The organism is Corynebacterium sp. HMSC05H05 (assembly GCF_001807265.1).
GTDB lineage: Bacteria > Actinomycetota > Actinomycetes > Mycobacteriales > Mycobacteriaceae > Corynebacterium.
This window is the reverse complement of record NZ_KV788375.1, coordinates 1-10,896: the sequence shown is the minus strand read 5'-3', so window position 1 is coordinate 10,896 and position 10,896 is coordinate 1. Positions and strand designations below refer to the sequence as shown.

The 10,896-nt window shown below is 68.9% G+C and carries 10 protein-coding genes and 2 pseudogenes; 10 read left to right on the top strand and 2 right to left on the bottom strand.

Going from position 1 to position 10,896, the window contains the following annotated elements; all coding sequences use genetic code 11:
* The 7 genes and pseudogenes from HMPREF3151_RS11965 to HMPREF3151_RS02865 form a co-directional block, all read left to right on the top strand.
* Window positions 1-663, top strand: a pseudogene (locus tag HMPREF3151_RS11965) (hypothetical protein); the annotation flags it as partial.
* Window positions 664-1,785, top strand: coding sequence for a TadA family conjugal transfer-associated ATPase (locus HMPREF3151_RS02890; RefSeq protein WP_070473315.1), 1,122 nt, complete (start codon window positions 664-666; stop codon window positions 1,783-1,785).
* Window positions 1,782-2,525, top strand: a complete 744-nt coding sequence (locus HMPREF3151_RS02885) for a type II secretion system F family protein (protein ID WP_070473314.1) — start codon at window positions 1,782-1,784, stop codon at window positions 2,523-2,525. Before HMPREF3151_RS02890 ends, HMPREF3151_RS02885 begins: the two co-directional genes overlap by 4 nt.
* On the top strand, window positions 2,522-3,070 hold the full coding sequence (locus HMPREF3151_RS02880) for a type II secretion system F family protein (protein ID WP_070473312.1): 549 nt from the start codon (window positions 2,522-2,524) through the stop codon (window positions 3,068-3,070). Before HMPREF3151_RS02885 ends, HMPREF3151_RS02880 begins: the two co-directional genes overlap by 4 nt.
* A gap of 76 nt (window positions 3,071-3,146) precedes the next feature.
* On the top strand, window positions 3,147-3,305 hold the full coding sequence (locus tag HMPREF3151_RS02875; RefSeq protein ID WP_228496346.1) for a DUF4244 domain-containing protein: 159 nt from the start codon (window positions 3,147-3,149) through the stop codon (window positions 3,303-3,305).
* Window positions 3,305-3,574 (top strand): hypothetical protein, encoded by a 270-nt coding sequence (locus HMPREF3151_RS02870; protein WP_070473308.1) that lies wholly within the window; start codon window positions 3,305-3,307, stop codon window positions 3,572-3,574. The genes HMPREF3151_RS02875 and HMPREF3151_RS02870 overlap by 1 nt, the downstream gene beginning before the upstream one ends.
* Entirely contained in the window at window positions 3,574-3,888 is a 315-nt protein-coding gene (locus tag HMPREF3151_RS02865; protein ID WP_070473306.1) for an Rv3654c family TadE-like protein, read from the top strand. The genes HMPREF3151_RS02870 and HMPREF3151_RS02865 overlap by 1 nt, the downstream gene beginning before the upstream one ends.
* Window positions 3,889-3,891: 3 nt before the next feature.
* On the opposite strand, the gene HMPREF3151_RS02860 is transcribed toward HMPREF3151_RS02865, so the two are convergent.
* The gene (locus tag HMPREF3151_RS02860; protein WP_070473319.1) at window positions 3,892-6,243 is read right to left on the bottom strand and encodes a DEAD/DEAH box helicase; all 2,352 of its coding nucleotides are present in this window, start codon (window positions 6,241-6,243) and stop codon (window positions 3,892-3,894) included.
* A 180-nt stretch (window positions 6,244-6,423) separates the two neighbouring features.
* Here HMPREF3151_RS02860 and HMPREF3151_RS02855 point away from each other — a divergent pair, with 180 nt between their 5' ends.
* Window positions 6,424-6,627, top strand: coding sequence for a cold-shock protein (locus HMPREF3151_RS02855; protein ID WP_034996968.1), 204 nt, complete (start codon window positions 6,424-6,426; stop codon window positions 6,625-6,627).
* Window positions 6,628-6,672: 45 nt separating this feature from the next.
* Here HMPREF3151_RS02855 and HMPREF3151_RS02850 read toward each other — a convergent pair whose 3' ends face one another.
* The gene (locus HMPREF3151_RS02850) at window positions 6,673-7,299 is read right to left on the bottom strand and encodes a DedA family protein (RefSeq protein WP_070473304.1); all 627 of its coding nucleotides are present in this window, start codon (window positions 7,297-7,299) and stop codon (window positions 6,673-6,675) included.
* Window positions 7,300-7,435: 136 nt separating this feature from the next.
* On the opposite strand from HMPREF3151_RS02850, the gene topA reads away from it, so the two are divergent.
* Window positions 7,436-10,309 (top strand): type I DNA topoisomerase, encoded by a 2,874-nt coding sequence (topA, locus tag HMPREF3151_RS02845; RefSeq protein ID WP_070473302.1) that lies wholly within the window; start codon window positions 7,436-7,438, stop codon window positions 10,307-10,309.
* A 154-nt stretch (window positions 10,310-10,463) separates the two neighbouring features.
* Window positions 10,464-10,896 (top strand): annotated as a pseudogene (locus HMPREF3151_RS02840) (hypothetical protein); the annotation flags it as partial.

Sequence of the window (10,896 nt, the reverse complement as noted above, 5' to 3'; positions counted from 1 at the left end):
GCCGTGCTCGGCGCGTGCGGCGGTGCGGGCGCGTCGGTGCTGGCCGCGGCCCTGTGCCGGGTGGCGGGGGAGGCCACGCTGGTGGACGCCCACCAGCTCTCCGGCGGCCTGGACCTCCTGCTAGGGCTGGAGAGCACGCCCGGCGCGCGCTGGGGCGAGATCGGCTTCGCCGCCGGCGGGGCGGTCTCGCGCGCGGAGCTGCGCGGGGCGCTGCCCGCCACCGACGACGGCACCGCGCTGCTGACGTTCCCGCGCACATCCGTGGCGGACCCGTTCCGGCTGACGCTGGAGGAACTCAACGCCGTGGTGCACGCCGCCGGCACGGAAGGGCTGACAGTGGTGGATGGACCGCTCACGCTACTGCCGGACCGCTGCGACCTCGCGGTGGTGCTGCTGCGTCCGGAGCTGCGCGCCGCCGCTGCCGCCGCCCGTGTCGTCGCCGAGTGCAACGCCGCCGGGGTGGCCAACGCGTTGGTGCTGCGCCAGAGTTCGTGGGCGTCGCTGGAGGCTGCGCAGGTGGAAGACACGGCGAAAGCGCCCGTGGTTGCGCAGGTGCAGCAGGTCCGGGGGTTGACCAAGCAGCTGGATCACGCCGGCTTGCCGGCGAAGCTGCCGCGCACGCTTCACCGCGCCGCCGAGGCTGTGCTGGGGGAGGTGGCCTAAATGGACGACGTACTCGCCCGCGTGAAGCGCCGCCTGGCCGACGAGCCGGCCCAGCCCGACCCGGCGCGCGTCGCCGCGATCATCCGCGAGGAAGCGGTGGTGATCAGCGACATCGGGGTGTTAGACATCATGCGCAAGCTTCGCGACGACACCACGGGCGCCGGCCCCTTAGAAGCCATCCTGGCGGACCCGGCCGTGACCGACATCTGCGTCAACGCCCCGGACGAGGTGTACGTGGACACCGGCCAGGGGTTGGCGCGCTCGGAGCTGACGTTCGACTCGGAAGCCTCCGTGCGGCGCCTCGCCACCCGCCTGGCCGTCAGCTGCGGGCGCAGGTTGGACGACGCGCAGCCATTCTGCGACGGGCACGTCACCCGCGACGACGGGACCCTGCTGCGCTTCCACGCCGTGCTCGCCCCGACCGCCCAGGCAGGCACCTGCATCTCCCTGCGCGTGCTGCGCACCGCCTCGGCCACGCTCGACGATCTAGTGGCGCGCGGCGCGCTCGACGATGAGAGGGCGGCGCTGGTGCGGGAGATCGTCGCCAAGCGAAAGGCGTTCGTGGTTGTCGGCGGCACCGGCTCCGGCAAGACCACGCTGCTGTCCGCGCTGCTCGCGGAGGTGGACCCCGCCGAGCGCATCGTGGCCATCGAAGACACCCTTGAGCTGACCCCGGACCACCCGCACGTGGTGAACCTGACCAGCCGCGGCGCCAACGCCGAAGGCGCCGGCGCGATCACGATTGCGGACCTGGTGCGCCAATCGCTGCGCATGCGCCCGGACCGCATCGTCGTCGGCGAGATCCGCGGCGGGGAAGTAGTCGACCTGCTCGCCGCGTTAAACACCGGCCACGACGGCGGCGCCGGCACCCTGCACGCCAACTCCATCGAGGAAGTGCCCGCCCGCTTCGAGGCGCTCGCCGCACTCGGCGGGATGGACCGCGCCGGGCTGCACGCCCAGCTCGCCGCCGCCATCGACGTGGTGCTGGTGGTCAAACGCCGCACCGACGGCACCCGCTACCTACAGCAGATCGGTGTGCTTGAGGGCGAGCCGGTGCGCGCGAAGGTGGTCTGGGACGCCGAGCGCGGCGCCCTCGACGGCTACGAGGAGCTGGCCCGATGATCGCCGTGGTTCTTGTTGCAGCCGCAGTTGCCGTCGCCGCACCATCGCCCGCGTACCGGGTGGTTGAGCGCACCCTAAGCCCCGCGCCCCGCCTCATCCCTGCCACCGTGGTGCTCGCAGGCGCCGGCGCGGTGGTGTTCGGCCGCGTCAGTCTGGTCATCGCCGCGGCCATGGCCGGCGCGACGCTGGTGCACGTGCTGCGCGCCCGCCGCGACGACAGAGCCGCCCGGCGGCGCTGCGAGGCGGCCGCGACGTACCTCGGGGCGGTGTCCACCAACCTGCAGGCCGGCGCCGCCATGCCGGACGCGCTCGCGCGTGCCGCCGAGCAGGTGCCGTCGCCGTTGCAGCAAGAAGCTGCCCGTTTAACGCAGCTGGCCCGCTCTGGCGCGACGCTGGAGACCCACGTGCCGGAGCTTGAACGCCTCGGCACGCTGTGGGCCCTGTCGGTCTCGCGCGGGGTGCCGCTAGCGAAGCTGGTCGCCGCACTTCGCGACGACATCGACCACGCCAACCGCCACCGCGACGCCACCCGCGCAGCCCTCGCCGGCCCGCAGACCACCGCCGTGGTGCTGGCGCTGCTGCCGATTGCCGGGGTGCTCATGGGCACCGCGATGGGTGCGAAACCGCTGGCGTTTCTCACCGGCGGCGGGCTCGGCGGGGTGCTGCTGGTTGTCGGCACCGCGCTGGTGTGCGCCGGGGTTACGGTCTCGCGCCGCATCATCGAGGGGGCCAGCGCATGATCGGCCTTGTTCCCGCACTGCTTGTCGCAGCGGCTCTGTGCGTGGCGCCTGCCGGGCCCGGCAGCCGCGTCACCGCAACCACGCCGAAGGCGCCCCGCGACGGCCCCACAGGGGCCGACCCGGAGCGCTGCGCCAGCGACATCGAACTGTTCGCGGCATGCGTCTCAGCGGGCCTGCCCGCCGCCACCGCGGCGGCTGCGGTCGCCGACACCCACGGGACACGCAGCCCGTGGCACACCGTGGCCTCGCTGACGGCGCTGGGGGTAGAACCCCAGCGCGCCTGGGCCGAGATCCGCCACCTGCCGGGCGGCGAGGATCTCGCCGGGCTTGTTGCCCTATCCGCCACCTCCGGGACCTCGCTGGCCGCAGGCTGCGGGCGCATCGCCGCCCAACTGCGCGCGGGCGCGGGGGACCGGGCCAAAGCCAAAGCGGAACGCGCGGGCGTGCTCATCGCCATCCCGCTCACCGCGTTTTTCCTGCCGGCGTTTTTCGTCCTCGGGCTCGCGCCCGCGGTGATCAGCCTCGGCACCTCACTGATCAACTAGAAGGAGTTTTCCCATGCGTTACCTCAATTCCGCACTCACTGCTACCTACCTGTACGCTGCGTCCCGGGCGCAAAGAATGCGCTCTGACCAGGGGATGTCCACCATCGAATATGCCTTTGGCAGCCTCGCGGCCGCGGCCCTTGCCGGGGTGCTCTACCTCGTGGTCAACGGCGACGCCGTCACCAACGCCATCGAAAGCGTCATCACCGACGCGCTGAGCAACACGCCGGGCTAATGAGCACCATCGAAACCGCGCTGTCGCTGTCGGCTCTCGTGGTGGTCACAGCCGCGATCGTGGGCGGGATCGCCACCGTCGCCGCCTACATCACGGCCGTGGACATCGCCGGGGCCGCCGCCCGCGCCCACGCGCTGGGCGTGGACTACGCGGCGCCCCGCGGCGAAGTCTTCGTCACCGAGAACGCGGGCCTGGCCACCGCGGCCGCCTCCGTCCCGGCGCCGATCGGCACCATGCGCGCCACAGCCGTGTTCCCGGTGGAGTTCTGATGCGTCTGCTTACCGACGAAGGCTCCGCCACCATCACCGCCACCGGCATTATCACGTCAGTCGTGTCGCTCGCGCTGGCGGTGGTGGCCCTCGGGGTGCACGTAGCCGACACGCACCGGGCCCGGGTTGCGGCTGACCTGGCCGCCGTGGCCGGCGCGACCGCGATGTACCGGGGCGTCGACGCCTGCGCCACGGCCCACCGCACCGCGGAGCTCAACGGCGCGCGCGTGGTCTCCTGCGAGGTCACCGCGGGCGACGTCGTGGTGGCAGCCACCTGCCGCCGGGCGGAGGCCGCTGCCCGCGCTGGGCCCTAAGCGCTAGCCCTTACTCGGTGCTTCACCAGCCGTCATGGTCACCAGCGCGCCGAGCAGCTTCAGCGCGGCGCGCTTGTCCAGCGGCTGGTTGCCGTTGCCGCACTTCGGCGACTGTACGCACGACGGGCAGCCGTCCTCGCAGCCGCAGGAGCGCACGGTCTCCCAGGTCGCCTCGATCCACTCGTGGAAGCGGGCGAAGCCCTCGTCGGCAAAGCCCGCGCCGCCGGGGTGGCCGTCGTAGACGAACACCGTGGGCAGCATTGTGTCCTGGTGCAGCGCGGTGGACACGCCGCCGATGTCCCAGCGGTCGCAGGTGGCCAAAAGCGGCAGCAGCCCGATCGCGGCGTGTTCCGCGGCGTGCAGGGCGCCGGGGATCTCGCCAGCGGTAATGCCCAGCTCGTCCAGCACCATCGGATCGATCGTGTACGCCACCGCGCGGGTGACAAGGCGCTGCTCCGGCAGGTCGAGGGGGATGTGTTCGCTAACGGTGCCGTCGGCAAGCCTCACCACATAACCGGTGACCCGGTCGATGACCTCCACATCCACGCTGGCCACCCACAGCCCCGGCGAGGGGTTGACCAACGCGGAGGCCTCGCCCAGGATCGTGATGTCCGTCGTCGAGCGTGCCTGCGTGGAATAGTCCGGCCGCTCCGGCGCCACAAGTGCCACGTAATCGTCCAGGTCCAGCGCCTGGACCACGAAGTACTCGCCCTGGTGGATGTACACCGCCCCGTCGTGCACCTGGCTCATCGCGCGCGCCGCGTCCACGGTGCCCAACAGCCGCCCGTCGGTGACGTCCACGATCATCACCTGCTCGCCCACACCGCCGCGCAGCGACACCGAGGCGTGCGCCGACTCCGGCGTGATCTCGCCGTCCAACTGCGGCACCGCGAACCACCCCGCCGGCCGGCGGCGCAACAGGCCCGCGGCGGTCAGGTCGTCCACCACGTCGCGCGCGCCGAAGGCGTCGACATCGGCCTCGCTCAACGGCCGTTCCACCGCGGCGCAGTACACATGCCCGCGCAAGATGAACGGGTTGGTCGGGTCGAACACCGAATTTTCCACCGGTGTGCCCAGCAGCGCTGAAGGGTGGTGGACCAGGTAGGTGTCCATCGGCTCGTCGCGCGCCACCAGCACCGCCACCGAGCTCTGCCCGCGCCGGCCCGTGCGTCCTGCCTGCTGGCGAAACGACGCCACCGTGCCCGGAAACCCCGCCATCACCACCGCGTCCAGCCCGCCGACGTCGATGCCCAGCTCCAGCGCGTTCGTGGACGCCACCCCCAGCAGCTCACCGTTGTCCAGGCGGCGCTCCAGCTCGCGGCGGTCCTCCGCCAAATACCCCGCACGGTACGGCGCGACGCGCTCGGCCATATCGGCGCGGCCCGCCGCCGACAGGTACTCCTGGGTGCGCATCGCCACCGTCTCCGCGGCGCGCCGGGACCGCACGAACGTCAACGTCCGCGCGCCCTGCAGCAACAGCTCCGCCGACACCGAAGCCGCCTCCGCGGTGGCGGGGTAGCGCACCGGCGCCCCACCCTCGCCTTCGGCACCCTCGATGAAGCCGGGCTCCCACAGCACGATGGTGCGCTCGCCGGACGGGGCGGCGTCATCGGTCACGGCCGCGGCCTCGCGCCCGCTCAAACGGCGCGCCTGGCCCGCCGGGTCCGCCGCGGTAGCCGAGGCATAAATCAGCGTCGGGGACGACCCGTAGGCGGCGGCGATGCGCAGCAGCCGCCGCAGCACCAGCGCCACGTTCGCGCCGAACACGCCACGGTAGGTGTGGCACTCGTCCACCACCACGTACTGCAAATGCCGCAGCAGACGCGCCCACCGCGCGTGCGAGCCCAACACAGAGGCGTGCAGCATGTCCGGGTTGGTGAACACGTAGCGCGTGTGTTCCCGAATGCCCGCGCGCGATTCCGTCGGCGTGTCCCCGTCGTACGGCGCCGGGTGGATGCCCTCCAGGCCCGCGTTCTGCACCATCCGCAGCGTGGCCTGCAGCTGGTCCGAGCCCAGCGCCTTCGTCGGCGTCAGATACACCGCGCACGCCGTCGGATCCTGCGCCAACGCAGTCAGCACAGGCAGCTGGTAGCCCAACGACTTGCCGGAGGAGGTCCCCGTCGCCACCACCACGTCCTCTCCGCGCCACGCATGCTCTGCGCACAGGGCTTGGTGGAGGTAGGGGGAAGCGAAGCCTTCGTCGACAAGCAATTGCTTCAACCGCGGCTCCACCCACCCAGGCCACTCGCTGTAGCGGGCCTGACGTGCGGGGACGTGCTCGACATGCGTAATCGTCGCCGCGGGGTGGCGGCGTTTCAGCGCGCCGAGCAGCTCGGCACCGAACGGGGAAACCATAATCACCGGAAAGTATGCCAGTTCCCAGTGCTAAGGCTCGCACTTCATGGCACACTGGGTGGCGGTCACAGATTTTGTGTGCGCCCGAAGCGGTGCTCGCGAGGATTGTGCACGCGGGCACCAGGACCCGTTAGGCCCTGGTGGACGACATCTCTACGCAAATTTTTGAAAGGTTTCACCATGGCAACCGGTACCGTGAAGTGGTTCAACGCCGAAAAGGGCTTCGGCTTCATCGCCCCGGACGACGGCTCCTCCGACGTCTTCGTCCACTACTCCGAAATCCAGGGCTCCGGCTTCCGCACCCTCGAAGAAAACCAGCAGGTCGAATTCGAGGTCGGGGAGGGCGCCAAGGGCCCGCAGGCACAGCAGGTGCGCGCGCTCTAAGCACTCTTTGCTTATCGACGGGGCTTCCGCTCGGAGCCCCGTTTTTTATACGTTGCTCACGCCCTGGCGCACGTCACGCCACTCGGCCAGCTTGTTCTGCCCCTTTTGAATCAGGTATCCGACAGACGAGCCGAGCACCACGCCCAGAAGCATCGCCAGCAGCGGGTAGTCCTGCAGGATGCGCCCGCCCAGGTAGCCGACGCCGACGCTCAAGAACGCCCACAGGATCACGCCGATGGTGTCGAAGAAGACGAACTTGAACCAGTTGTAGCGCACCGACCCCAGCACAATCGTGGCCACCCAGCGCGCCCAGGGGATGAAACGCGCGACGATAATGGTCGCGCCCGCGCCGCGGTTCATGTTCCGGCGCACCCAGCGGATCGCCTGGCCCGCCTTCGACTCCGGGTCCAAGGCCTCCACCCGGTGAATGAGCTTTCCGCCGAGCGCGAAGCAGATGTTGTCGCCGATGATCCCGCCGATGATCGCCGCGGCGATCACGCCCCACACACTCGGCACCCCGCGGGAGGCGGAAAACGCGCCCGCCAAATTCAGCACCGTCTCCGAGGGCACCACCGGCGCCAGCGCATCCGCGACAATAAGCACCGTCACCAGCGGGTAAAACACCGGCATCGCCATGAGCGTGTGCAGGAAATCGATGAGGGAATCGACCACGAAGACGCATCCTTTCCGCCCCCGAGGTACACGGCACCGGGGCACCCGAGCAGTGTAGTCCTATTACCCGGGTGCACAATCGTGTGCTAGTTGTCTGTTAGGCAATAACTCTGTGCGAAGCGAGGTGTCAGTCAACGTGGCTGAAGGCGGCAAGACTCTGGTGATCGTGGAGTCCGCGACGAAGGCGAAGAAGATCCAGAAATACCTGGGCGACGACTTTATTGTGGAAGCCTCCGTCGGCCACATCCGCGACCTGCCCGGCCGCGCCGCCGACATCCCCGCCAAGTACAAGAAGGAACCGTGGGCCAAACTTGGCGTCAACCCTGAGGACGGCTTCACGCCCATCTACGTCGTCGACGCCGACAAGAAAAAGAAGGTCACCGACCTCAAATCCAAGCTCAAGCAAGCCGACAAACTTCTGCTCGCAACAGACCCGGACCGCGAAGGCGAAGCCATCGCCTGGCACCTTCTGGAAACGCTCAAGCCGAAGGTGCCGGTGGAGCGCATGGTGTTCAACGAGATCACCGAATCCGCCATCCGCGAAGCCGCCGAAAACACCCGCGAGCTGGACATGGCGCTCGTCGACGCCCAGGAAACCCGCCGCATCCTCGACCGCCTCTACGGCTACGAAGTCTCGCCGGTGCTGTGGAAAAAGGTCATGCCGCGCCTGTCCGCCGGCCGCGTCCAGTCCGTGGCCACCCGCGTGATTGTCGAGCGCGAGCGCGAACGCATGGCGTTCATCTCGGCGGAGTACTGGGATCTGGTCGCGGAGCTGCACAAGGACGAGACCTTTGATGCCAAGCTCGTCGCGCTCGACGGCAAGCGCATCGCCCAGGGCCGCGACTTCGATGACCGGGGGCGGCTGAAGGGCGAGGCGGTGGTCGTCGATAAGCAAAAGGCGCACTCGCTTGCCGACGCACTGGGCACCGCACCCATGCACGTCACCGCGGTGGAGGAGAAGCCGTACTCGCGCAAACCGTACGCGCCGTTCATGACCTCCACGCTGCAGCAGGAAGCCGGGCGCAAGCTGCACTTCACCTCCGCACGCACCATGCGGATTGCGCAACGGCTGTACGAAAACGGCCACATCACCTACATGCGTACAGACTCCACCTCGCTGTCCAAGCAGGGCCTGGACGCCGCACGCACCGCCGCCCGCGAGCTCTACGGCGCCAATTACGTCACCGACGCGCCGCGCACCTACGACCGCAAGGTGAAAAACTCGCAGGAAGCCCACGAAGCCATCCGCCCCGCCGGCGAACGCTTCGCCACCCCCGGCCAGCTGGCCGGGTCCTTGGACGCCGAGGAGTTCAAACTCTACGAACTCATCTGGGCGCGCACCGTCGCCTCCCAGATGCAAGACGCCCGCGGCACCTCGATGAAGGTCACCATGCAGGGCGACGCCGCCGGCGAGGCGTGCGAGTTCGCCGCCACTGGCCGTACCGTCACCTTCCCTGGCTGGCTGCGCGCCTACTCCGACCGCCAAGCCAACGAAACCCGCCTGCCGCAGCTGGCCAAGGGCGACGAGCTGGCCACCAATAAGGTCACAGCAGACGGCCACTCCACCAACCCGCCGGCGCGCTACACCGAAGCCTCGCTGGTGAAGAAGATGGAAGAGCTCGGCATCGGCCGCCCGTCCACCTACGCGTCGATCATCAAAACCATCCAGGACCGCGGCTACGTCTTCGTCCGCGGCAACGCCCTGGTGCCGTCCTGGGTCGCGTTCTCCGTGGTGGGCCTTTTGGAAAACAACTTCGACGCGCTCGTGGACTACGACTTCACCTCGTCGATGGAAGACGAGCTCGACGAAATCGCCCACGGCAACCAGGACCGCACCAAGTGGCTGTCCGGCTTCTACTTCGGCGACGCCGACGCGCGCGAATCCATGGCGCAGGCACTCGCACGCCGCGGCGGGCTGAAGCACATGATCGAGAACAACCTCGAATCCATCGACGCGCGCGCCGCGAACTCGCTGAAGCTTTTCGACGATGCCGAAGGCCGCCCCGTCGTCGTCCGCGTCGGACGCTACGGCCCCTACATCGAGCGCGTGATCGGCGAGAAGGACGGCGAGCCCGAGTACCAGCGCGCCAACCTGCCGGAATCCGCCACCCCGGACGAAATCACCCTGGAGATGGCGGAGAAGCTCTTCGCCACCCCGCAGTCCGGCCGCGAACTCGGCGTCAACCCCGCCAACGGCCGCACGGTGGTGGCGAAGGAGGGGCGTTTCGGCCCGTACGTCACCGAGCTTGTGCGTGACGACGAGCGCGCCACCGCCGAAGCCCGCGCCGAAGACATCATCGCCGCGGAGCGCGCCGAGGAGGACGCCCAGCGCGCCGAGGAAGGCAAGCGCGCGAAGAACTGGGAGACCAAGACGGCGGCGGCGCAGAAGGAAAAGCGCATGGCGCAGCTTGTCGACGAGCAGCTCAAGCCCGCCACCGCGTCCCTGTTTTCCTCGATGGAGCCGTCGAGCGTCACCTTCGAGGAGGCAATGCAGCTGCTGTCCTTGCCGCGCGAAGTCGGCGAAGACCCGACGGACGGCGAGATGATCACCGCGCAGAACGGCCGCTACGGCCCGTACCTGAAGAAGGGCTCCGACTCGCGCTCGCTGGCCTCGGAAGAGCAGATCTTCTCCATCACGCTGGAAGAGGCTCGCCGCATCTACGCCGAGCCGAAGCGCCGCGGCCGCGCCGCCGCGAAGCCGCCGCTGAAGATGCTCGGCGACAACGACGTCTCCGGCAAGCCCATGACCATCAAGGACGGCCGCTTCGGCCCGTACGTCACCGACGGCGAAACCAACGCGTCCCTGCAGCGCGGCGACACCCCGGAAACCATGACGGACCAGCGCGCCAACGAGCTGCTCTCCGCCCGCCGCGCCCGTGAAGCCGAGGGCGGCGGCAAGAAGGCCACCAAGAAAAAGGCCTCGAAGAAAACCACGAAGAAGAAGGCAACCAAGAAGGCCACGAAGCCGAAGCAAACCACGAAGCGGGTAGTCAAGGCCCGCAAGCGCTAAAACTGTGCAACGTATACCGCGGTGGCGTGCTTGCGCCACCGCGTTTAGCGTTGCTGTGGACAACCGTGTTGCGGCGTCAACAACTGGCGGGGGTTATCCACAGATTTTGATTTGGGTCTTGTTCGGGTTGTGTGGCCGCCATAGCTTGCAGGCCATGAACTTCACCGACTTTGTTTCCGCAGGCGTAGCCGTCCTCGCCGACTTCGACCGCGACACCGCCATGGCCGCTGGCCTATCCACCAGCCGGGTGCGCGATTTGGCGCGGGTGCATGCCACGTACTTCGGGCCGACCAAGTTCACCCGCAAACAACACGACGCCCTCGAAGCAGCGCACGGTGTGCCAATCGACCAACTCATCCACATCGAGAAGAAGCTGCTCGCCGTCGAAGGCGCCGCCGAACGCTGGCGCATCCGCTTAGACCTGGTGCGCCACCGCGGCTCGTATAGGGCGTTGACCAAGCGCATCAAACGGCTGATCAAACAACCCATCAAACCCGCAGCACCCTCGTGCAGGTTTAGCCGCTCGAAAGCAGGCATGCGCACCATGATCCTCACCTACAACGAGCGCGACCTGGCCGACCTGGAGC